General features: G+C 70.0%; 18 protein-coding genes and 1 pseudogene. 7 read left to right on the top strand and 12 right to left on the bottom strand.

Annotated features, from left to right (window positions below):
- Window positions 1-33: 33 nt before the first annotated feature.
- The 8 genes and pseudogenes from ABZZ17_RS18655 to ABZZ17_RS18620 form a co-directional block, all read right to left on the bottom strand.
- Window positions 34-1,329 carry an NAD(P)/FAD-dependent oxidoreductase gene (locus ABZZ17_RS18655; RefSeq protein WP_356877298.1) on the bottom strand — a complete coding sequence of 432 codons (1,296 nt, stop codon included), beginning with the start codon at window positions 1,327-1,329 and terminating at the stop codon, window positions 34-36.
- 181 nt (window positions 1,330-1,510) lie between these two features.
- Window positions 1,511-1,852 (bottom strand): cupin domain-containing protein, encoded by a 342-nt coding sequence (locus tag ABZZ17_RS18650; protein WP_356877296.1) that lies wholly within the window; start codon window positions 1,850-1,852, stop codon window positions 1,511-1,513.
- 717 nt (window positions 1,853-2,569) lie between these two features.
- Complete coding sequence (locus ABZZ17_RS18645; RefSeq protein ID WP_356877294.1) at window positions 2,570-3,094, bottom strand: GNAT family N-acetyltransferase; 525 nt, start codon at window positions 3,092-3,094, stop codon at window positions 2,570-2,572.
- 106 nt (window positions 3,095-3,200) lie between these two features.
- The gene (locus ABZZ17_RS18640; RefSeq protein WP_356877292.1) at window positions 3,201-4,436 is read right to left on the bottom strand and encodes a hypothetical protein; all 1,236 of its coding nucleotides are present in this window, start codon (window positions 4,434-4,436) and stop codon (window positions 3,201-3,203) included.
- Window positions 4,437-5,173: 737 nt separating this feature from the next.
- Window positions 5,174-5,509, bottom strand: coding sequence for a helix-turn-helix transcriptional regulator (locus ABZZ17_RS18635; protein ID WP_356877290.1), 336 nt, complete (start codon window positions 5,507-5,509; stop codon window positions 5,174-5,176).
- Window positions 5,506-6,636 (bottom strand): site-specific integrase, encoded by a 1,131-nt coding sequence (locus ABZZ17_RS18630; protein WP_356877288.1) that lies wholly within the window; start codon window positions 6,634-6,636, stop codon window positions 5,506-5,508. The genes ABZZ17_RS18635 and ABZZ17_RS18630 overlap by 4 nt, the downstream gene beginning before the upstream one ends.
- A 170-nt stretch (window positions 6,637-6,806) precedes the next feature.
- A pseudogene (locus tag ABZZ17_RS18625) lies at window positions 6,807-7,217 on the bottom strand (HNH endonuclease); the annotation flags it as partial.
- Window positions 7,218-7,331: 114 nt separating this feature from the next.
- Window positions 7,332-8,360, bottom strand: a complete 1,029-nt coding sequence (locus tag ABZZ17_RS18620; RefSeq protein WP_356877286.1) for an ATP-dependent DNA ligase — start codon at window positions 8,358-8,360, stop codon at window positions 7,332-7,334.
- Between the two features lie 448 nt (window positions 8,361-8,808).
- Between ABZZ17_RS18620 and dnaE the strand changes: the two genes are divergently transcribed.
- The 5 genes from dnaE (at window position 8,809) to ABZZ17_RS18595 (ending at window position 16,701) form a co-directional block, all read left to right on the top strand.
- Entirely contained in the window at window positions 8,809-12,261 is a 3,453-nt protein-coding gene (gene dnaE / locus ABZZ17_RS18615) for a DNA polymerase III subunit alpha (protein ID WP_356877284.1), read from the top strand.
- Window positions 12,258-12,488, top strand: a complete 231-nt coding sequence (locus ABZZ17_RS18610; RefSeq protein ID WP_356877282.1) for a hypothetical protein — start codon at window positions 12,258-12,260, stop codon at window positions 12,486-12,488. The genes dnaE and ABZZ17_RS18610 overlap by 4 nt, the downstream gene beginning before the upstream one ends.
- A 411-nt stretch (window positions 12,489-12,899) precedes the next feature.
- Window positions 12,900-13,730, top strand: coding sequence for a tyrosine-type recombinase/integrase (locus ABZZ17_RS18605; protein WP_356877280.1), 831 nt, complete (start codon window positions 12,900-12,902; stop codon window positions 13,728-13,730).
- Window positions 13,727-16,186 (top strand): site-specific integrase, encoded by a 2,460-nt coding sequence (locus ABZZ17_RS18600; RefSeq protein WP_356877278.1) that lies wholly within the window; start codon window positions 13,727-13,729, stop codon window positions 16,184-16,186. The genes ABZZ17_RS18605 and ABZZ17_RS18600 overlap by 4 nt, the downstream gene beginning before the upstream one ends.
- A complete protein-coding gene (locus ABZZ17_RS18595; RefSeq protein ID WP_306068552.1) occupies window positions 16,183-16,701 on the top strand; it encodes a DUF6262 family protein in 519 nt (172 codons plus the stop codon). The genes ABZZ17_RS18600 and ABZZ17_RS18595 overlap by 4 nt, the downstream gene beginning before the upstream one ends.
- 148 nt (window positions 16,702-16,849) lie before the next feature.
- Here the strand turns inward: ABZZ17_RS18595 and ABZZ17_RS18590 are convergent, their stop codons facing one another.
- Together ABZZ17_RS18590 and ABZZ17_RS18585 are read right to left on the bottom strand one after the other, a co-directional pair.
- Window positions 16,850-18,001 carry a HEAT repeat domain-containing protein gene (locus ABZZ17_RS18590; RefSeq protein WP_356877276.1) on the bottom strand — a complete coding sequence of 384 codons (1,152 nt, stop codon included), beginning with the start codon at window positions 17,999-18,001 and terminating at the stop codon, window positions 16,850-16,852.
- Between the two features lie 173 nt (window positions 18,002-18,174).
- Window positions 18,175-18,705 (bottom strand): hypothetical protein, encoded by a 531-nt coding sequence (locus ABZZ17_RS18585; RefSeq protein ID WP_356877274.1) that lies wholly within the window; start codon window positions 18,703-18,705, stop codon window positions 18,175-18,177.
- 38 nt (window positions 18,706-18,743) lie between these two features.
- On the opposite strand from ABZZ17_RS18585, the gene ABZZ17_RS18580 reads away from it, so the two are divergent.
- Both ABZZ17_RS18580 and ABZZ17_RS18575 read left to right on the top strand, forming a co-directional pair.
- A complete protein-coding gene (locus ABZZ17_RS18580; RefSeq protein ID WP_356877272.1) occupies window positions 18,744-19,580 on the top strand; it encodes a S1 RNA-binding domain-containing protein in 837 nt (278 codons plus the stop codon).
- A 648-nt stretch (window positions 19,581-20,228) separates the two neighbouring features.
- The gene (locus ABZZ17_RS18575; RefSeq protein ID WP_356877270.1) at window positions 20,229-21,068 is read left to right on the top strand and encodes a hypothetical protein; all 840 of its coding nucleotides are present in this window, start codon (window positions 20,229-20,231) and stop codon (window positions 21,066-21,068) included.
- On the opposite strand, the gene ABZZ17_RS18570 is transcribed toward ABZZ17_RS18575, so the two are convergent.
- Together ABZZ17_RS18570 and ABZZ17_RS18565 are read right to left on the bottom strand one after the other, a co-directional pair.
- Window positions 21,061-21,822, bottom strand: coding sequence for a hypothetical protein (locus ABZZ17_RS18570; RefSeq protein ID WP_356877268.1), 762 nt, complete (start codon window positions 21,820-21,822; stop codon window positions 21,061-21,063). The two genes, ABZZ17_RS18575 and ABZZ17_RS18570, sit on opposite strands and share 8 nt — an antisense overlap.
- Before the next feature lie 112 nt (window positions 21,823-21,934).
- Complete coding sequence (locus tag ABZZ17_RS18565) at window positions 21,935-22,381, bottom strand: hypothetical protein (protein WP_356877266.1); 447 nt, start codon at window positions 22,379-22,381, stop codon at window positions 21,935-21,937.
- Window positions 22,382-22,465: the final 84 nt, after the last annotated feature.

The following is a 22,465-nucleotide window of genomic DNA, read 5'->3' as shown; positions in this document are numbered from 1 at the left end:
GGTCTGCCGTCACAGCTCCGGGCCGGTCCCGCCTCAGGCCAGGTAGTTGTCGATGTCGCGGGCGGAGCGGTAGCCGCTCTCGATCGCCCCGTCGATGAAACCGCGCCACGTGTTCGACGAGTCGCTGCCCGCGAAGAACAGGCGTCCTTCGGTGGTGCGCAGGTCCGGCAGCACCTGTGTCAGCTGTCCCGGCCGGTAGATGCACCACGTGCCGAGTGCGAGCGGGTCGTTGGTCCAGTCCCAGCCGACGATGCTCTCCACCTCGACGCCCGGCAGGAACGGTTGCAGGGCGCTCTGCATGCCCTGGACGTCGTCGAACGCGGTCAGCTCCAGCGTCTTCGGGTTGGAGGCGAACGCGATCAGCCACGAGCCCTCCGGCCCGTGGGCGTAGGTGACCAACCAGTTGATCGGCTGGGACTCGGGGCCCACGATGCTCACGTTGCCGATGTCGCCCTTGACGCGGACGAAGCACTTCATGCCGATGCCCGCGTGCCGGTCGGCCGACGCGGTCCGCTTGATCTCCGACAGGGCAGGCTCGAACTCCACGCTGTTCAGGACATTCATCGGCAGCGCGATCAGCGCGGTCGGCGCGCTGACGGTCTCGCCGCTCTCCAGCTCGACCCGCACCCCGTCATCGGTCTGGGCGACGCGCCGCACGGGCGAGTTGAGGCGGATATCGGTGAGTGTGGCCTGTCCGGCGATGGAGTTGATCAGCTCACGTGTCCCCTTCACCAGCTTCGTCGCCGACAGCGAGGCGATCGTCTGTTCCGCGTCGTGTCCCGACAGGGCGTAGATCCGGTAGACCTCGGTCGCGCCGGACTGGTCGAGAGGGCCGAACGCGATGGTGCAGCACATCCCCTCTACCCAGTCACGCAGCGCCGGATCGGCCTTGAAGGCGTCGAGCTGCTCACGCAGCGACCGGTCAGCGAGGCCCTCCGGGTCCGGGCCCAGCGTTTCCGCGAACGGCTCCGGGAACAGGGCCGTGGCCGGGGCACAGAACTCGTCGAGCGCTTCCAGTGCCCGTACGGCATCCTCGTCGGACAGGTCCACGAGGCGGCCATCGGACACCACTGCCTGCCGGAGCCCCTCCAGGACCGGGAAGGTCTCGGTCTCGACGTCGTAGCGGTGGATCTCGGACCACACGTGCGGCTGCAGAGGGTGGACCCACGTGCCGCCGAACTCCATCGGATGCCCGTCGTGGTCCTTCGTCCAGGTCCGCCCGCCCAGTCGGTCGCGCGCCTCGACCAGCACCGCCCGGCGTCCGCGCGCGGACAATTCACGCGCGGCCGTCACGCCGGCGAAACCGCCGCCCACGATCACGACATCCACTTCAGAATCTGACGTCGCCACGTTCTGCTCCCTTACTGTCGTCCGGCCTGACCCGCGAGCCACTATCCGGGAATGGACGCCAGCCGGTCGCATGCCACGCTCTGCCTAAATCTCGTGTCTTCTCGGTTGATCTCCTGTGGGTACACCGACGCAAGTGTCACGCTGCGTGCATGGCTGGTCCTCAGCCCACGACGAAGAACTTCATGAACGGCGAGCGGGTTCTCCAGGTGGCCGCGAATCCGGCCGGGAAGGAATAAATGCCCCCGGCGACGAGCTCGATCTTCTCGCCGTCCGGGGTCTCCAGCTCGGCCTCACCCTCGATCACGTGGAACGTGTCCGTGGCCGCCGGCTTGTAGGGGAACTCCGCACCCTCCACGGGGCCGATCCTCCACAGCCCCGACATCTGGCCCTCCTCCGCCTTGACGAGCCAATGAATCTCCCCAGTCTCGCGGCCGTCCTCGAAATAGGGCTCCCACGACTGGGCCGTTACCGATGAGCTTGCATAACCCTCAGTGGTCGTCATGTGCCTCTCCACGGGATGGAACTCTCGGCCGCCGGAGACGGCGATGCCGGATTGCTTTCATCCGATGAAATCACCGATACCGGGCGTTCTCCCGAAGGCGCGGGCGGCGACCCCACCAGGCGGGGGTAGCGGATGAGCGACCGAATCTTCCCCATGAATCCACCGGTCGGTTCCGCACCCCGCCCAGACCACCGTCCCACGCCCCGGGGCGCCGAGCCTGCCGGGCCCGGACCGTGCCGGGACGCGGCTGTCCCCTAGGGTCGGTGCTTGGCCGGAGTGTCGTTTCTTCGGTGAAGCCGTAGAGCCGAACGGGTGACGCTGTCCCTGCCCGGCGGGCCGCAGGCCACCAGCGTGACCTGCCCCGACGCCTCCACCTGCACCGCCACCAGTTCGTCGGGTACCGCCGGGGCCGGCGTGGACGTGCAGGTCACCTCCCCGGGCGGCGCCGGCGAGACCAGCACCGCCGCCCGCTGCCGTCGGCGCCTTCGGCTACACCGACGGCGTCGTCACCCGAGCCGACCCTCGCAGCCACCCCCACGGCACGGCCGCGCCGGGGTCCAGGCGGAGGCGAGCTGGCGGGGAGCGCTGCTCAAACCGAGCGGTATTCCTGGCGGGCCCCGGCACCTGTGGGATCGCGATCAGACTTCTCGATCGGTGGGACAGCGGGCCCAGCCACTAGCACCCTGATGGCGCGCCGCCTTGGGCGGCCCTGACCGCTCACACTCGAGTCTGCAGCATCTGGCCCGGCCAGATCGAACCGTCCGACCGCCGCACCTCGAACTCCAGCGTTGCCGTGAACCCCAACTCCTCGTACTCGCGGACCAAGCGGCGGTCCTCGCCGGCCCAGCAGTGTGTCCGAAGCAGCCGCGCGCCACGCCGAGTTGCCTCGGCCCGGGCATCGGCGACCAAGGCCGCCATGCTGAGCTGTCGTCGCCACATCCTGGTCACCAGGAAATGCAGGTAGAGCTCGGGGTCCTTCACCGCCGGAGCGAACTCCGGAGCCTCCTCGGTCAGCACCGAACCGCCCGTGACCCGGCTCAGCAGATCCCTGCAGATCCTTGTCCGCCCGGAACGGGTGTGGCCCAATACCTGCTCGACGATCAGCGGAGGGTCTTCCCACTCCAGCGTCTCGTACAAGTGGGGGTGCCGGTGCAGGACCAGCCAGGAGTCGTAGTCGTGGAGCATCCCCACGAAATCCTCGACCTCGGCGGTCCCGCCCTCAGTGACCTTCATGTCGTGCAAGCGCACTCCCCGGGTAGCACGAGCCAGCAGCCGTTGATCATCGCACTACCGAGGAGGTGGCGGGACAACTCACCCGGCTGGGTGGCCGTTCTCACCGAAGAAACGATCACGGTCGCGCAGTCGGCTGTCCGGCGGCGAGGGCACGCCGGCGTGCCTGGAGGTAGGCGGTCCAGTCGGTGGCGGCTCGACGTCTCCACTGCAGCGCGGTGATGACGTGGAGGCCAAAGAGCTGGGCGAGGACGGCGGGCGGCAGGTCCTGGGCGAGCTGGATCAAGGCGGTCGTGCGGGCTGGACGGATCGGGATGCCGTGCTCGGTCAAGGCGCGGGCCAAGGAACCGGTGCCACGATGCGTTCCCGGCCTGCTGCCGGGGAAGAGCCACGTGCCGGGCACGTTGCCCCTCCAGCCCGGCTTGGGCGCTTCGGCCAGTCGCGTCAGGACGGCTGAGAGGGGGTCGGGAAGACGGATCGGCGTGTCGTCCAGGAGCAGGACGGCGTGGCCATCGTGGGTACGGAGATGACCGGTGGTGAGGGGCACGATGCGGGTGAGGTGCTGGCCGAACAGCAGGAGAACGGCCCCGGCCGCGCGCACCTCCACCGGCAGGCTGTCGTCATGAAGGCACCGCTGGAGCAGGTCCCAGTGAGTGCCCTCGTCGAGGCCGTCGGATTCTGACTTCCTGCGGTGCGGGACCAGCAGGTCGCGGCTGTGGCCTTGGCCTGCTGTCCAGACGAGGAAGTCCCTCAGCTCGTAGGGGGTGCTGGAGCCTGCGGCGAGCCACTGGTCAATGTGGTGCTGGGTGGCGTCGGGCAGGCTGATACCCAGCCCTGCAAGGTGGGTCAGGAACGCAACGGCGCAGTTGACGCGGGTGTACGCCCACCGTGCGCGGCCGCGGGTGCTGGGCCTTCGGGCAGCGCGGCGCCGTGCGCGCGGCATCACCGACCAGCGGACGTACGGCCGCAGCAGCGGCGCGAACTGCGGGTGCCGGGTGAGGGTGCGGGTCAGGTGGCGTTCGATGGCCGCGAGGTGTTCGTCGCGGGCCGGCAGAGTCCCGCAGGCGACCAGCAGGCCACGCAGGTAGTCCGTACGCTGCGCCGCCCCGCGGCCCGACGCGGCGATCGCGTCGAGGTCGGCGTGGGTGGGCAGCCGACCGGCGGCCGCGGTATCGGTCAGGATGCGGGCCGAGGCCGAGTTCCGCAGCCAGGTCAGAACGGTCCGGGGATGCTCGGCGGCGACAAGAGCCTCGCCCAGCGGCGCGAGCGCGGCGGCGGGCTGGGGCGGCAGGTCGCCGAAGAGGACGTTCAGGTGCTCTGCGACCGCGCATCGGTCGCAGGATTCCCCGGTCACGGGGCTGCTGGGTCCACCACAACGCGGGCACGCGTACGGATCCGGATGATCTGCGCACGGGCCGCACATCCTCTTGCCGTCGAGCCGCGCGATCAGGACCCGCACCGTCGAGCAGCCGGGGCACAGGCCGGGCTGACGCCGGGCGAGGGCGTAGCAGGGCTTGCAGACCGGGCCGAGCGGCCAGCGGGCACACACCGGGGCCTTCGTCGAGCACAAGGCGCAGGCGGTGAGCGGGCGGGCCCGGCAGGTGGAACAGGGATCCGCAGAACCGGGGCGGCCGCACCCGCTGCAGGACCGCGTGGCCGCCCGGGCCCGATGGCGGCATGGTGTGCAGGTGTCACCGACCGGCCGGGGCCGCAGGCGCGAGCACGTCGCGCAGACGCCGACGTTGGCCTGGGATGCGAGGACTCCTTCACAGCCCAGGCACACCCGGCCGCCGGGGACGAGCCCGCGAAGCCGGCGGGTCCGGCCGCAGCGCAGGCAGGCCGGGATCCTGGCGCCCTCGACTCCCTGTTCGCGCAGAGTCGCGATCAGGCTCTGCACGGCGGGTGGTGCCAGTGAGGAGCCGCTGACCAGAGCGTCGGGATGCTCACCCAGGTGCGCACGGATGCGGCCGCGGGCGGAGGGCGTCAGCCCGGCCACCACCTCCGCAGCGGTGCCCGGACCGAGGTCCGGCAGGAACGCGGTGAGCATCGCGGCCAGTTCACGCCAGGTTTCCGGTACCCAGCTGCCGGCAGTCACAGGCCCTCCGGGCGGCGGACCTGTGTCCGGCGAGCAGGCGGCGCGGCCGCACGCGAGAGGTTCTCACCGGACCCGGCCGGCTTGACGACCTGCGTGCGGACCTCGACCACCTCGATCAGGTCGGCAGGTGTGCACTGCAGGATCCCGCACAGCGCAGCGAGGGTGTCCATCGACAGGCGTTGCGGGTCCTGCGTCACCAGCCGGTACACCTGCTCGCGGGAGAGGTGGATGCCGTACTCGGCCAGTTTCGGCACCAGGTCCGTGGTCTGGAACATGTCCCGGGCGGCCATCAGGCGCCGCAGGTTCCACCGGAACCCCATCTGCTTCATCATCGAGCTCCCCTTCCCTCACGTTCGGCCGCGCGGTCGGCCCGCCGGTGAAGCGAGTCCTCCAGCAGACGGTTGCGGTACTCGTCCGACACCCACGTGTACAGCGCCGTCGTCGATGCGTACCGGTGACCGACCTGGTCCTGCACGAATCGCTCCGGGTACCCGAACTCGATCAGGTGCGTGATGTAGGTGTGCCGCAGGCAGTGCAGTTCGAGCTCCTCCGGCAGTCCCGCCAGATCCCGGACCTGGGAGAACACCTCGTCCAGGCGCCGCAGGCTGATCCGGCCGCAGCGTTCGGTCACCCACAGCGCCGGGTGTGCGCCCACCCCGAACCGGGGCCGGACCTCAGCGGTCCACTCCTCCAGCAGCGGCACGATCCAGTCCATCTCCGGGACGGTGAGAACCGTGCGGCGTTTGGGCGGGCTGCCCCGCGAGGCCTTCCCGAAGCGGACCTCCAGCGCGCCGAACCGACCGTACGCCTTCGCCCGCGGGTTGTGCCGCAGGTCGTGCAGGTCCAGCATCGCCGTCTCGCGCCGACGGGTCCCGTACGCGTAGACCGCCTTCAGCAGCACCGCGTCCCGCCAGGCCGACAGCACACCCTTGCGGCCCCTCTCCCGGATGCCCTCGACCCGCTCGTCGGCGGCGTCGAAGAGGGCCTGCAGCTCGTCGTAGGTCAGCGCCCGCCTCCCGGGGCGGCCTTCGAACTCAGCAACGTGATCAGCGGTGTTCCAGTCATGGCAGACCTGCACCGGCGCCCGCCCGAACTCCTCCAGGCACGCCGCCGCCCACCCGTAGCGGGCATCGGTGACGAACACGCAGAACATGCGCAGGTCGCTCTGCTGGCCGCGCACCGTGGAGTGCGCGAGCGGGGACTGGCCAGACATCTGGGCGGAGAAGTAGGCCTCGACGTCCTCCGCAGTCCACTCCCACGGGTACGTACCCGTGAACAGAGCGAACCGGCGCACCAGGCCTGTCCGGTCGGCGATCGTCTTCGCCGCGAGAAGGCGGCTCTGCTGCTGCCGCGTCCACCCCGCCAGCATGGCCTCGAACAGCGCAGGCGCCGGGTCCAACGCCCGGACGTTGCCCGGCATCACCAGGCGCATCGCGCCCGGAACATCGACGACATCCACACCCGCTCCCACGGTTGCATCCGATGCAACATCGTGGCGTCGAAGCGGAATCATCCGAGGCCGAAGACCTCATCTTCACCCATACGAGTGACACCCCCTGTCCTGCCACCCCGGTCAGCAGCCTCAGCGGACCAGGCGGAATGATGCAGCCGATACAACTCCGCCTACTTCGAATCCCAGGCTTCGGCGAGCGGGACCATGTGGTCGATGTCCAGCGCACCGGCCGGCGTCACCTCGCGCTCGTCGTAGTACGACCACCACACGCCCCCGGTCAGGGTGCAGCCCGGGCCGATCTCCGGGTACACCACCGCCTCGGCCAGGAGCACCTCGGCGCGGGTGTTGCAGCCGTCGGCCGGGACCTCGCCGGCGTTCCAGTGCCTGAAGGAGGTGCGCTGGTAGCCGGACCGGTCCTCGGTGGCGATCGGGAGCGCGGAGACCGCGACCCCGATCGGCAGCACCTGCGGCACGGCGGCCGCGGCCGGAGCCGGGGTGGCGGGTTGTGCGGCCGCGTGCGCGGCCGTGGGCAGAGTCAGGGTCAGGGCGAGGGCGGCAGCCGCGACAGCGGACCGCTTCATGATCATCATGGGCCGGTTCTACCGGCCCCCACACCGTCAGCAACAGCCCGTGCCGGCCGGGTTCACCCGCCCGAGCACACCGGTTCACCGGCGAAACGCCACTGCACACTCCCGGGTCCGTCACCCGGCGGCCGCGGCCGGGCCCTCGCCGAACCGGGGTACGTCCTCAAGCCCGACGTCCAGGCGCAGGCGCTGGAATCGGAGCGGGTGGCGGTAGACGCCGCCGTGGTCGATGGCGCGATCGGCGCTGACCTCCGCGACCAGGGCGGGGTGGACGAGGGTGGTGTCCAGGACGTCACGGCTCCCCCACGTCGCCGAGAAGCGCACGCCCTCCCACGGGTGTCCGGGCGCGGCCTCGGTGAGGTGCTCGGCGACCTGCCGGGCGGCGTCCGGGCGCAGCGGTACGGTCCGGCCGACCGCGCGCAGCCGGCCGCCGGTGTCGTGGCGGCCGAGGACGAGCAGGCCGGGGCGGGTCAGGGTGCCGGTGATCGCGCCGACGATCATCTCCGTGGCGTCTCGTCTTCTGATCTTGGTCCAGCCGCGAAATCCGGGCAGATAGCGGCTGGTCAGGGGCTTGATCAGGATTCCCTCCACCCCGGACACGTCCGTCCAGGACTCCAGCCATTCCCGTGCCTTGGCCAGGTCCGTCGTCTGCGGGCATAGCGTCCACGGGGCCGTCAGGGCGTGCTCGGAGAACAGGTTCTCCAGCAGTGCGCGCCTCTCGGCGTATGGGCGGGTCAGGAGCTCCTGGCCGTTCTGCTGCAAGAGGTCGAAGGCGACGAAGTAGGCCGGCCACCGGGCGACCAGGCCGGCGGCGCCGCGGGCGCGGGTGGCGGCCCGGCGCTGCAACGCCGCGAACGACAACCGGCCCGCCTCGGCGTCCCAGACGACCAGTTCGCCATCGAAGACCAGGCCGGGCGGCAACTGCGCCTCCGCGGCCGCCACCAGGTCCGGCCACCGGTCCTGCACCAGCGCACCGCGGCGGGTCTGCACCAGCACCGTGCCTCCCGGGCCGGCCGGGGTGAACAGCAGCGCCCGGTGCCCGTCCAGCTTCTGCTCGTACGCCACCCCCGCCCGCAGTGCCGCCGGGCCCGGCACGGTTTCCGCAGCCTGCGCCAGCATCGGCTCCACCGGTGGTCTGAGCGTCACGGGGCCTCCCTCATGGCTTGCCGGCCCCCTCCCTCCAGGGTCCGCCCGACCAGCCGGAAGCGGCCCCAGGACGGCCGTCACGTCATCCATCCGAAGGGCGCAGCAGGAGCAAGCCCGCGAACCTTGATCACCAGCGGAGGGCAGGAAACCGGCCGCGGCATCCGACCGGAGCGTCGACCTCGGCGAGCTTGGCCGCGGCCCGCTCCTGGAGCCCGGCCACGGGGGCGGCCATGCCGATGACGGCCGGCCTCCAGGAGCTCGGCTCTCTGGGTAGCGGAAGACGCTGTCGGGCTCTGGTCGCAACCAATGGTGGACCTTCGCAACCTGTGGTGGACAGCCACACCTACTTCGGAGTAACCGATTCGCGCTGTTCGATTTTAGTTCGATACCGTGGACAGAAGAGATCCGGCCAAACCGGCTGAAATCGTTCGTTCGTGGGAGGTGGGCCATGCGTGACGGCGTTCACCTCCACGTGGCGAGCGGCTATTCGTCCCGCTACGGCGCCTCCCACCCCCGCGACCTGGTGCAACGGGCCGCCGAGCGCGGCATCGGCGTGCTGGCGCTGACCGACCGGGACACCGTGACCGGCGCGGTGCGCTTCGCGAAGGCGGCCGGCGCCGCCGGGATACGGCCCGTCTTCGGCGTCGACGTCGCCGTCGCCCCCCACACACCGCCCCGCGCTGGATCCAGGGCCCGGCCCCGTACGCCGGTGCGCGGTGGCGCCCACGTGGTGGAGCCGCCGCTGCGGGTCACCCTGCTCGCGCGGAGCGCCGCAGGGTGGGCGCGGCTGTGCCGGCTGGTGTCCGCCGCGCACGCGGGCGCTGAGGGCGGGCCGCCGTTGGTGTCCTGGGGGACGCTCGGGCGGTACGCCGACGAGGGACTGCTGGTCCTGTTGGGGCCGGTCTCCGAGCCGGTGCGCGCCTTGTCGGCGGGTCGGCTGGACCTTGCCGAGCAGTTGCTCGCGCCGTGGCGGGAGCTGGCTGGTGCGAACCTGCGGCTGGAGACGGTGTGCTGGCGTGTTCCGGGTACCGGGCCGGGATCGCTGCGGCTGGCCGCGCGCACGCTCGGGCTCGCCGACCAGGTGGGTGTTCCCGTGGTGCTGACGAATGCGGTCCGGTACGCCGATCGGGCACAGCACCGCATCGCGGACGTCCTGGATGCGGGCCGGCTGCTGCGGCTGATCGACCGGCGGAGGCTGGACTGCGGCGAGCGCTGGCTGAAGGACCCCGCCACGATGCGGGCCGACGCGGGGCGGATCGCGGAGGCGTCCGGTGCCGGACGGGGGCGTGCTGCCGGGCTGCTGGCGGAGACGGTGCGGGCCGGTCAGGAGTGTGTCCTTGATCCGGTCGCTGATCTGGGTCTGGGGCGGCCGCATTTCCCTGAGCCTGAGGTCGTCGGCGCAGAGCCGGGGCCGGGCGGGGCGATGCGGCTGCTGCGCCAGCGGTGTGAGGCGGGGATGTTCGCGCGCGGTCTGGACCGGGACCGGCGGGCGGTCGGGCAGCTGGAGTACGAGCTGGGGGTGATCGGGAAGCTGGAGTACGAGGCGTACTTCCTGGCCGTCGCCCAGGTCGTCGCGGACGTCCGCGCGATGGGCATCCGGGTCGCGGCCCGCGGCTCGGGAGCTGGGTCGATGGTCAACCACAGCCTGTTCGTGGCCACCGCGAATCCGCTCGACCACGACCTGCTCTTCGAGCGGTTCCTGTCGGTGCGGCGGCGGTCGCTGCCGGACATCGACGTGGACGTGGAGTCCGCGCGCCGGCTGGAGGTCTACGACCGGATCATCGAGCGGTTCGGCACCGAGCGGGTCGCGGTGACGGGCATGCCGGAGACCTACCGGGCCCGGCACGCGCTGCGTGACACCGGGCTCGCGCTGGGGATCGCGCCGCAGGTGGTCGACCGGATCGCGAAGTCGTTCCCGCACATCCGGGCCTGCGACATCCGCAGCGCGCTGGCCGAGCTGCCGGAGCTGAAGCAGCTCGCCGCGGAGGCCCGCTCGTTCGGGCCGCTCTGGGAGCTGGCCGAGGGCCTGGACGCGCTGCCGCGGGGGATCGCGATGCACCCGTGCGGGGTGATCCTCTCCAACGGGACGCTGCTGGACCGGCTGCCCGTGCAGCCGACCCCGGGCGGGTACCCGATGGTCCAGGCCGACAAGGAGGACGTCGAGGACCTGGGGCTGCTCAAGCTGGACGTGCTCGGTGTGCGGATGCAGTCCGCGATGGCCCACGCCGTGAAGGAGATCCAGCGGACGACCGGCCGGCAGATCGACCTCGACAACCCCGACCACGTCCCCCTCGGCGACCCGGGTGCCTTCGACCTGATCAGGGCGTCCGACACGGTGGGGATGTTCCAGCTGGAGTCCCCCGGCCAGCAGGACCTCGTCGGCCGGCTCCAGCCCCGCGACGTCCAGGACGTCATCGCCGACATCTCGCTGTTCCGGCCCGGCCCGGTCAAGGGCGGCATGCCCGCCCTCTACATCGCCGCCCGCCACGGCGCCGCCCCCCGCTACCCGCACCCCGACCTCGTGCCGGTGCTGGCCTCGACGTACGGGGTGACGATCTGGCACGAGCAGATCATCGACATGTTCTCCGTCCTGACCGGCTGCGACCGGGCGCTCGCCGAGATCGCCCGCCGCGCGCTCGCGGACAAGGAGCGCCTGCCCCAAGTGGAGGTCTGGTTCAAGCGGGAGGCCGCTGGCCGCGGATACGCGCCCGCGGTCCTGGACGAGGTGTGGGAGATCATCAAGGGCTTCGGCGCATACGGGTTCTGCCGCGCGCACGCGGTGGCCTTCGCCGTCCCCGCGCTGCAGTCCGCCTGGCTCAAGGCCCACCACCCGGCCGCCCTGTACGCGGGCCTGCTGGAGCACGATCCGGGGATGTGGCCGGCGCGGGTCATCGTCTCCGACGCCCGGCGCCACGATGTGCCCGTTCTTCAGGTCGACGTGAACCGCTCCGCCGCCGACTACCGCATCGAGGAGACCGGCGCGGGGGTGTGGGGGGTGCGGCTGTCGCTGTCGTCGGTCAAGGGAATCAGCGAGGACCAGGTCGCCCGGATCGCGGCCGGCCAGCCCTACAACGGCCTCCAGGACTTCTGGCAGCGTGCCCGCCCCGCCCTCCCGATCGCCGAGCGGCTCATCCAGATCGGCGCGCTCGACGCGCTGCGCGGCCCGCTCACCCGCCGCGACCTCCTCCTCCAGGCCGCCGAGCTCCACGCCCACACCCGCGCCCGCCCCGCCGACGGCCAGCTCCCCCTCGGCGGAGAACTCGTCACCGCCGCTTCCTCGGGCCTGCCGGAGATGACCAGCCGCGAAGCGCTGAACGCGGAGATCAGCGTGCTGTCCATCGACGTGTCCCAGCACCTGATGACCCACCACCACCGGCTGCTGCGCGAGATCGGCGCCACCGACGCCGCCCACCTCAAGACCATGTATCCCGGGCAGAAGGTCCTCGTCGCCGGGGTGCGCGCGTCCACGCAGACCCCGCCGATCCCGTCGGGCAAGCGGGTCATCTTCGTGACCCTGGAGGACGGGTCCGGGCTCGTCGACATCGCGTTCTTCGAAGACAGCCACGACGCCGTCGCCCACACCGTCTTCCACTCCGCGCTGCTGCTCGTCCGCGGCACCGTCGAAGCCCGCGGCCCGCGCCGCACCGTCGTCGGCCAAATGGTGTGGGACCTGGAAGAACTCGCCGCGGCCCGCCGCGACCACGGACCCGAAGCCATCCTCACCCTCCTCGGCCAGAACGATCTCGCCCCCACCCCCGCGCAGAGCAGCACCCCCGCGCGGACCTTGGCGAACGGCACCACCGGCGCCAAGCTCCACCCTTACGCCGACCTCCAGCCCGCCGGCAGCCGCGCCGCCGACCTCAAGAGCCTCGGCTACACCAGCCCCGGAAGCCCCGGGTGAGCGCCATGAACCAGCGCCGCATTCTCCACGCCCACTTCCACCTCCCCCACCCCGGCGACGCAGACCTGTACGCGCAGCTCCTGGCCCTCGCCGAGGACATCACCCCGCGCGTCCAGGCGCTCGCGCCGGACGCCGCGCACCTCGACATCACCGGGGCACTGCGCTACTGGCAGCTTCTCTGGGGGTTCCGGACCTGTGGCGTGACGTCGTGCAGCGCCCTTCGTTAAGGGTGCTGCAGCGGTTCTCAGGGGGTGTGGCTCTGCGGCGGATCGTTGCGATCAGCTTGTGGAGTAGGGGTAAAAGTGCGTGCTTTCCCGGTGGATCTGCCTTCGGGCATGCGGTATTGGACCGTCGTGGACGAGGGGTGGGAGGTCGTTGAGGACGCCGACTTGTTCTTGCGGGAGCTTCGGTTTGCTCGGGGTCGGGCGGAGACGACTACGAAGGCATACGCCGAGGGTGTCGTCTTGTTCCTTCGCTGGTGCGGCGCGACCGGGCGGGACTGGCGGACCGCCGCTCGGGAGATGGGTCTGTTCATCCTGTGGCTGCGCTGGGCTCCTGGAGAGGGCGGGAAGCAACGGCAAGTGGTAGTGCCTGGGCCTGGATCCCGGCCAGTGCGGGGCGAGAGTCGGATCAACAAGGTGCTCACCGCGGTGCGGATGTTCTTGTCTCACCGCATCGCGAACAAGGCAGTCCCGGGCTGGGTACTGGAGCAGCTCTACGAGGTGGGCGACACCCGTGATCTTCCTGCCGAGGCCCAGGGAGAAGGCGGCGGGATGCGTCTGAGGCTGAGGTCACGGCACCGGTTGCAGGAGCCGGAGAGCGAGGTGGACCGGGCGAGCGACGAGGAGGTCGTCGCGATGTTTCTGGCGTGCCGCTCGGCCAGGGACCGGCTGACTGTGCTCCTGCTGTCCCGGGTCGGTCTGCGGCCGGGGCAGGTGGCGGGTCTGCACCGCTGCGATGCTCACCTGGTGCCTGACTCTCGCTCATTGGGTTGTGATCTTGCGGGTTCTCACGTTCACGTCGTGCGGCGGCAGAACGTGAACGGCGCCTGGTCGAAGTCGCGGAAGTCGTGGGCCATGCCGGTGGACTTCCTCGTCGTGCAGGCGTTTGACCAGTACGCGCTGGAGCGGCACGAGGTGCTGGGCTCTGGTGGCAGCGACCACGTCCTGGTGAACCTGTTCCGGCCGCCCTACGGGGCGCCGGTCACAACGGAAGCAATCGGCGAGCTGATGGAGTCGTTGTCGCGGCGCGCTGGGCTGGGGCGGGTCATCACGCCGCGCATGTGCCGGCACGCGATGGCCAGCAACGTCACCGATGCCGGAGGGTCTCTCGACGAGGTGCAGGCCCTGCTCGGGCAAAAGCACCCTGGCTCTCCCCGCCCGTACCTGCATCCCGCCCGGTCACGGTTGCGCGAGGCCGTCGACCGGGTTCCCCTTCCTCGGGCCCTGATGCAGGAGGCCGGCCGGTGAGCGCCGTTGCGACGCCGGTGGCGCGGAGCGCGTCCAGGGTGGAAGAACTGATGGGCGCGGTCGAGCCGGCGTTCCTCTCACTGGTGGGCTGGTCCGAGGAGCGCCGGGTTGTGACGTTCCCTGTCGAGCACCCTGTGATGGGTATGCCGCTGTGCCGTGTGGGCGACTGCGACTGTGTCGCGTACTCGGCCAGCGGCCTGTGCCGCAACTGCGAGAGCCGCTGGCGGAAAGACGGCCGGGACGTGGATGACTTCGCCCGGGCGGCCCGGAGCAACCGTCGCTTGCCCGAGCAGGACTGCGCGGTGGCCGGTTGCCTGCGGCCCTGGACGACACGGAAGGCCCAGCTGTGCAGGGCGCACGAGTATCAGCTGTCCAAGATGGCCGGTCTCTCCCTGGAGGGCTTCCTCCTGCTCGGCGATGTGCGGCCGCTGGCCGCGCTCGGCGTGTGCGCGGTCACCGCGTGTCTGCGGCAGCGTCCTGGGAAGGGCTCGCCCTACTGCCTGCAGCACTTCCAGCAGCGAGGACGTCAGATCAGGGAAGGGACGTTCCCGGGCGATGACACATTCCAGGCCGTCACCCGTGCCGTCAGTAAGAACTGTGAGGTCAGCCTGGCCGGCCTTGAACCCCTGGTCGCGGCCGAGGTCCTCTACGGGCTGCAGGAGCGCGTCCGCAGGGGTACCAAGGTCCCGCCCTGGCATGTGCGGCCCGTGTGCGAGCGGGCGTTGGCTGAGCAAGTGTCCAGTCTGGCCGATCTCGATCCTGCCCGGCTGTGCAAGCGCGGGCGCCGCGTCCTGACCGCGTTCACGGCCTCTTCCCGTCGACTGGGTATGACGCCGGAGAGCGAACGCAGGAAGGATGTGTGGGACGCCGCGGCGTTCGGGCACTCGGGCACGATCCGCTTCACCGAGGTCCGCCAGTCCTGGCTACGGGAGGCCCTGAAAGCCGCCGTGTGTGACGACCTGCCCCGGCGCCGTGGCCGCAAGGCCCGTCAACAGGTGCAGAACCACATCGCTGCCTTCAGCCGGCTCTCCGAGAGCCTGCACCTTCAGCGCGAGGACAAGGGCGCCCACCTGGCGCTCCTGGAACGCCAGGACATGGTCAACTTCTCCAACCGTCTCGCGTTCCTCAACTCGACCGGCGAGATCAGCGTCTACACGTGGATCGCCATCGCTCGCATGGTCCGCAAATGGCTAGAGCAGATGCGGAGCATGGGCCTGACACAGCCCGGTCAGCCGCTGCACGGCCTCCCGGCCGAGTTCATTCTGCTCTCGCAGGACATCCCGGACGAGCCGGAGGACTCCGAAGCCGGCAAGGACCTGCCCGATGAGGTCATGGGCGTGCTGTGCGCCAACCTCGACCTGCTGGAACAGAGGTCGAGCCGGGAGGTACGGGTCGCGGTCGAACTACTCATCGACACCGGGCGGCGCCCCTTCGAGATCTGCAGCCTGCCCTACGACTGCCTCACCCGGGATCCTGACGGCAAGGCGGTCCTGCTCTACGACAATCACAAGGAACTGCGCCTTCGGCGCCGGCTACCCGTGCCCGAGGCCACAGCAGCCCTGATCATCGGACAGCAAGCCCGCGTCCGGGCCCGCTATCCGGAGACGCCGGTCAGCCGGCTGGTGCTGCTGCCCACGGTCATGTCCAACCCGGACGGGAGCAAGCCGATCGCCGACATCGGGCTGCAGCACCATGACTGGGTGGCGGCCCTGCCCGACATCGCGCTGTCCGTGAACGTCTACCGCGACGGACGCCCCGAGCGCGCGGAGATCCTCTTCGACCGCGAGAAGATCTTTCCCTACGCCTACCGGCACACCTACGCGCAGCGTCACGCGGACGCGGGGGTACCGGTCGACGTGCTCTGCCAGCTCATGGACCACCGGGACTTGTCGACGACACAGCGCTACTACCGGGTCGGCGACCAGCGCCGCCGGGAAGCTGTCGACCGGGTCACCAGCATGCAGTTCGACCGGCACGGCAGCCGTGTATGGCGCCAGGCCCAGTTTGTCCTTGACTCCGAACACGCCCGGCGGGGCATCGGAGAGGTCCAAGTCCCGTACGGGCTGTGCACCGAACCGACCAACGTGGCGGCCGGCGGGCAGGACTGCCCCGTCCGGTTTCGGTGCGTGGGGTGTTCCCACTTCCGCACCGATGTCTCCTATCTCCCCGATCTGGAGGCGTACCTCGCTGATCTCCTGCGTGGCCGGGAGCGGCTCGCTGCTTTCGCGGCCGACTCGTGGGCGAAAGCCGAGGCCATGCCTTCGGACGAGGAGATCACCCGGGTCCGCCGCCTGGTCCACCGCGTTCGTGAGGACCTTGAAGATCTGACCGACGAGGACAAGCTCCACATCCAGGACGCGGTGTCTGTCGTCCGCCGAACCCGTCGTGTCGTGGCCCTCGGACTCCCCCGCGTCGGGCCGCCTGAAGATCTCCGTCCCGAAAGGCCCACTGGATGACCAACCCCATGATCGACGGGAAGAGGGCCGACTCCGCCCGCCGCCGCGAACGCGTCTTCAAAGCCATCGACACCGCGGTGAGGGCCGGCGGGGACATCACCGTCTCCGGGCTCGCCCGGGCGGCCCGGGTCGACCGGACATTCCTCTACCGGCATCCTGACCTGCTCGAACTAGTTCACGTCGCCGCCAGCACACCAGTCGAGAACGGGCGAATGGCGGCGGTCAGTCGGACCTCACTCCAGGCCGACCTCGCGAACGCGCTCGAAGCCAACAAGCGCCTCACCGCAAGAGTCCGGCAACTGGAGAAGCGCCTCTCATCCCAGCTGGGCGAGAGCGTCTGGAATGAGTCCGGCCTTGGGGCCCCCGTCGACATCGACCAGCTCCAACGGCGCATCAACATGCTTGAGCAGGACCTCGCCGACAAGCGCGGGGAGCTCGAGGAACGGACGGAGGAGCTGGAAGCGGCTCGGGCCGCGAACCGGGAACTGACCAGGGCCTTGAACCAGGGGTCCTGAGAGCTGGCGCCCGTGGTCCGGCCCAGCCGGAACAGCTGAGGTCACCGCCCATGTTCCCGGCGGCCTACCGGCCGCCGGGAACACACCAACAGCCCGAAGAGCTGACGCATCTCCACACGGTGAACGTCAGTCGAGACGAGCGTCGAGCTCAGGTCGATGCGGTGCGCGCGCGAATGCGGTGCGCGGTCCGCAGTCCCTGCTTGGCGGCGGTTGCCACGAGGCCGCCGAGGGTGGTTCTGGCGAGGTCGTGGGCGGCGAGGTGTTCCAGTGCGGGCAGGGCCCGGTCGTCGGCGGTGGAGCCGAGAGCGCGGCAGGCCAGTGCTCGGAGGTCCGGGTCGGGATCGGTGGTGAGGGCGATCAGGTCGTCCACCACCGGCGGGCCGAAGGCAGCGATCGCTGAGGCGAGATGGTTGGCCTTCGGGTTCCGGCGTTCCAGCATGGCCTGCCAGAGCACAGCGAGTGCCCGGTCGCCGCCGATTTGGCCGAGCGCCAGGGCGGCCCTGCTGCGTACCCAGTTGGTCTCGTCGTTCAGCCGGGCTGCCAGCGCGGGCACGGCGGCATGTTCCTCAAGGAGGCCGAGCGCCTCGCAGGCACCCTCGCGGACTATCGGATCGGGATGCTCCAGCAGGGCGGTGATCAGCGGAACGGCCCGGCGGAAGCCGAGTTCGGCACAGGCGAGCGCCGACCACCGCACCCCGCGGTGCCCGGTGTCGGTGAGCGCGCGCAGTAGGCCCGGTTCGAGGCTGGCGTCGCCGAACAGGGCGATCCGGTTGAGTGCCTTGGTCCAGACGGTGACATCCTGCGTCCGGTGGTCGGAGGCGACCTCGGACAGGGCCGCCCGGGCCTGCGGGTGGCCGAGTTCGGCCCACTCCAGCAGGGCGTCGATCGCCCGCAGCCGGATCGTGCGGTTGCTGCTCAGCTCGGCGGCGTGGACGGTGACGAGGGATGTCGGCCCGTCCGGCGGGGGGCCGAGTGCGTCTCCGAGCGGGTCGGCGAGCGGCGGTTCGAGCTCGCCCAACCACAGGGCCAGTGGGCCGATCCGGGTGCCGACGTCCGCGTCGTAGTGGCCGTCGCCCCGCAGGTTCGCGGCCAGCTTGGCGACCGTACGGAACAGCAGCCATGCATGGTCCGGTGGGGAATCGGCGAGGGCGTCGAGTCGGCCGGACATCGCCGCGGTGACGGCGGTCGGCGGGCGACCGGTGGCCTTCAGGACCGCCTCCGCCCAGGCGAGTGGCTTGCCTTGACGCTCGTAGAGCTGGCGACCCCACAGGCGGAGGACGGCGTCACGGTGGTCGGTCATCCCAGGATCGTTCCAGCAGGGAACACCGACAGCCAACGGTTTTTCCGAGCCTAAGCCCTGAAAGGCCTGACTCAACCGAGGGTGAGCACGAGGACGCAGACAATGGCGACGATTGAGCCAGCGATACCCCAAGCGAGCCCGCTCTTCGTCGCCTCACCGCAGCCGCCCACTCCTCATCTCTGCTTCCGAGGAGGGAGACTCGCGTGGGCTCTCCAGAACTCAGGGTCCCTTGGTCCGGCGAGCCACGCGATGAACCGACCTGCCACGGTCTCGAAAGCATCAGCCAACGAAGTCGCTCCGACGACAGTCCGTTCTACGGGGTCGACGTAGTGAGCGTTATGGTCCACCTCGCACCAGCAGGCCAGGCTGATGGCTGACCAGACATTGAGAAGGCCCTCCTTGGTCCACTCCACGTCGAGTGAGACCTCGAGCCAGTCACCGCCTGCGCCGTAGAGGGAGACCTCAGCCAACAGGATCTCCGGCGTGCCGGCCACAGCCCGTCCCGGGAACGTGACGTGCTGGGGAAACCACTCCCAGACCTGGAACTTCCCTGGCACCTGGACGCCATCGATCCCATCTGCTGAACGCCGAAGGCGGCCGAGATCGGCGACGCTAGCGTCTGGGAAGAGAGCCCCCAGGGGCACGGCATCGAAGGTCCCGCTTCGCGTGTTCATGGGCTTGAGCATGAGGATCAGCTGGTTCACGGGCAAGGCCCGAAGCCCCCTTGACTAGAGTCGTGGCCGTGACCGAACCCCTGTCGAGCGAGAGCCTGAAGGATTTCCTGAGCACCATACGAGCCGGCGAAGTCCGCACCGGCCGCGTCATCAGCGTCGAGGACCGGGAGGCGCTCGTCGAACTCGACGGATTCTCTGGTCCAGCGAAAGCGCTGGGACGTATCCCTCGCGGCGATCTGACCCGCAAGGCCATCGGGCATCCGTCTGAAGCCGTGATCATCGGGCAGCGGCTCACCTTTGAAGTGATAGCCGTCGACTGGCAGCAGGAACGCGTCTTGGCCTCCGCTTCAGCGTGTGAGGACCCGGCTCTGCGAGCATTCCTTCTCGGCCTTCGGCGCGGAACAGCACACCAAGGTCAGGTACAGAGCGTCCACAACTTCGGTGTCTTCGTGAACCTCGACGGCGAACCGGATGATCAGTGCACCGGGTTCATCAGGGGCCCCGAACTGAGCTGGCGGCGGATCGACCATCCCGCAGACGCCGTCACGGCCGGCCAGAGGGTCGTCGGCGAGATCATCGACGTAGACACCCGGCGTGGACAGGTCCAGCTGTCACTGAAAGCTCTCCAAGAGGACCCGCTCGTTCCCTTCGCGGACCAAGCAGGCATCGTCACGACCGGACAGGTCACCAAGCTGATCCCGTTCGGAGCCTTCGTCCGCATCGCCGACGGCGTCGAGGGCCTCGTGCACAACACCGAATTCCGTGACGAGCCCGTCGAGCACCCCGGCCAGATCGTGAGCGAGGGGGACGAGATCACCGTACGGATCGTCGAGGTCGACCTCGTACGCCGCCGCCTCACCCTATCCGCCAGGGATCGCGTGCGAAACGGGAAACGATCTACCTAAAAATGGGAAGTGATCTCCAGGCGCCCTGTACCGCACCAGGTCACCGCTACTCGTGAACAGCCCCATACGCGAGGTGATGAAGGTGCCCCCGGAGGGTCCGGCGGGTGGTACAGCGTGGTCAGCTCCAGGAACCGGGCCAGCTCCGCGCGAGCCCAGGCGATATCTGCAATGGAAATGGCCGTGGCTGAATCCTGCACCCGGAGCTCACCGGCCGGGAACGGAATTCCCGGATCGGTTCAGACCACCAGGGTGCTGCGCCGCTCCAGCAGCACGATGTCGCGCCACAGGCCGTGGTGGCGGCCGATGCGTTCGCGGGTGCTGGCCGCCCTCACCATCGGCGCTGCGGCAGCCACCGTCGGCTGATCGAGCCGACGGCTCCTCGAAGCGGCGGAGCCGCGACCGGGACGGGGGCCGGTCGCGGCCCCACGCCGTCGTGCCCGCCCCGCACCCGCCCCCACCGTTCTTCGAGTCACTCGAACCGGCGATGGCACCACACCTGTTGCAGCGACTAGCGTTGGCGGTCCGCGCGCTGAGCTGCACAAACCGACCTTCGTCTGCCTCGCGCAACACCGTCTCCCCCAGAGAAGGCAGCGCACCCCCGCGGAACTCGCCGCGCTCCTGCGGCTGCGGACAATGGCCCTGCACGGCGTGCAGACGACGTGCGCCGTCGCCCCCAACCGGATGCTCGCGACGATGGCGGCCGCCGTCACCCCGCCCGGCCAGACCACCGTCATCGGCACGGAGGACATCGAGCGGTGGCTGCGGCCGCGCCCAGTGGCATCGCTCTACGGCGTCGGTCCGGCGACCGCGGAAAAGCTGCGCACCTACGGCCTGCACACCATCGGCGACATCGCCGACACCCCCATGCCCACCCTCGTACGGCTCTTCGGCGCCGCCGCCGGCCGCGCCCTGCACGCCCACGCCCACGGCCAGGACCCGCGCACCGTCCAGACCCAGCCGATCGCGAAGTCACTGAGCGCGGAGCGGACCTTCAAGCACGATGTCCTCGACCCGGCCGAACACCGTCGAGCCCTGCTTTCCCTCGCCGAGGAAGTCGCCGCCCGCCTCCGAGACGAGCGGCAGGCCGCGAACGGCTTGACCCTCGCCGTGCGCTACGCCGACCGCAGCTCCAGCACCCGCAGCCGCACCCTCGACGAAGCCACCGCCCACACCCGGCCTATCACTGCCACCGCGTACGACCTGTACGACCTGCTCGCCCTCCAGCGCGCCCGCGTCCGCAGCATCAGCCTCCGCGCCCACGACCTCCGCCCGGCCATCGAGGCCACCCAACAGCTGACCTTCGATCCCAGTGACGACCGCGCCCTGGCCATCGAAGCGGTCACCGACCGCGCCCGCGCCCGCTACGGCCCCGGCATCCTCCGCCCCGCCACCCTCGCCAGCAGCACCAAACGCGCCAGCGAGGGAATACCCGGCGAGTGGACACCCACCGGCAGGGCCTCAGCCCGCCTCTCACTGCTGTTCACATGAACGGAGGGTCGACCGGCGGCCACGGGTAGCCCAGTTGCTCGGCATCATGCGAACCTCCCCAGACCTCGGCTGTGGCACGGGGATCGCCTGCGGTCAGCTGCGCCTCAAGGCGCTCGGCCTGGTCCGACGGGTCGTCCGCTGAGATCGGGAGAGTCATCCCGAACTGGATCCAGGGCAGATCCGTATCGGTCCCGTCAGGGGGGTGCATCAGGATGACCTGGATGTGGTCGGGTTGCTTGCGGGAGGCCCAGACGTATTGCAGTTCGCACTCCCACCGGAGTAGCCAGTCCTTGCGTCCCCTCAGCCCCGCCTCAAGCAGCCGCGCAACTGCTCCTGCCGGCCATTCCCAGCTGCGGTCCCCTCCGGCTCGCCGGACTTCGGCCTCGTACTGAGCCGCGGTGAACCGAAGCTCCGGCAAGGCGACGGCCTCGTTGGCCGGGTCGCGCCAGCCCGCCCAGACCACATGATCCCCGTCACGCCTGACCGTGACGTACAGGGCACCACAGCACTCCTCCGCACCGCACCCGGACCAAGCGAGACGAGCCTCGTGGGGCGTCGCGATGGCATGCAACGGCCCATCCCGGTCCAACAGATACCGAGGGCCCACTCCCAGGTACCGGGATCCTCCCACGCCGCCAGGGAGGACAGCGGCCAGAAGATCCCGGCCATTGACGATCGGGCGCACCTCCACGCCGCCCTCGTCAGGCGGTGGGCACAGGACGGTCAGACTGAGAAGATCCGGTCGCACGATCATCCGCTCATGGTCATGGAACCAGCCACAGTTGTCATGTGGATTCGTGTGGCTCCTACCCGGGTCGGTGGTTCGGGCTGCTGCGAGGTACGCCGGCCACCTTCCAGAACGTCGCTCAACAATCCAGGGGCCGTGCTGTCGGCAGCCATTCGACTTCGTCGTCGCCGCGTCGGAGATCTCCCCTGAACGTCAGCGCCTCACGCCCAATGCCCAGCGCATCGAGCAGGATGTCGATGGCTGCTTCGTCGTCGTCCGTTTCGTTGATGACGGACACGATGGTGTCCGTCATCGGGCTGTACTCCATGCGGTGGAGCGCAAAGTGCACGCCACGGATCTGGATCATCGCGACATCGACGGGGCTCAGTTCCTCCCAGCCCCGCTCGGTCGTCAGCTTCAACCGGGCCGCCACGGCATCCAGCGACGGTGCCAGGCCCGCCACCACACGGAACAGACCCGATATGTACCACCACATACTGGTTTGCCAAGCAGGATTCGGATTCGCACACGCCGAGACCGGTGCATCCAGCCAGCCGGGTTCCGAGCCGGGCACATCAAAATTCAAGATCTTCCACCCCCGCTTTGGACCGCACCCTACTCGGCTCGTATATCCGAGACCGCCTGGGCCCCACTGCAGGTGTTGTCCGGG

The organism is Streptomyces sp. NPDC006512, assembly GCF_040611935.1.
Lineage (GTDB): Bacteria > Actinomycetota > Actinomycetes > Streptomycetales > Streptomycetaceae > Streptomyces.
This window is presented reverse-complemented; position numbering and strand designations above follow the sequence as displayed.

Excerpts from the sequence above, each read along its gene's own strand:
- ABZZ17_RS18650 (WP_356877296.1), bottom strand. The coding sequence starts at position 1,852 with ATGACGACCACTGAGGGTTATGCAAGCTCATCGGTAACGGCCCAGTCG.
- ABZZ17_RS18635 (WP_356877290.1), bottom strand. The coding sequence starts at position 5,509 with ATGATGAAGCAGATGGGGTTCCGGTGGAACCTGCGGCGCCTGATGGCC.
- dnaE (WP_356877284.1), top strand. The coding sequence starts at position 8,809 with ATGCGTGACGGCGTTCACCTCCACGTGGCGAGCGGCTATTCGTCCCGC.
- ABZZ17_RS18595 (WP_306068552.1), top strand. The coding sequence starts at position 16,183 with ATGACCAACCCCATGATCGACGGGAAGAGGGCCGACTCCGCCCGCCGC.
- ABZZ17_RS18590 (WP_356877276.1), bottom strand. The coding sequence starts at position 18,001 with ATGACCGACCACCGTGACGCCGTCCTCCGCCTGTGGGGTCGCCAGCTC.
- ABZZ17_RS18570 (WP_356877268.1), bottom strand. The coding sequence starts at position 21,822 with ATGATCGTGCGACCGGATCTTCTCAGTCTGACCGTCCTGTGCCCACCG.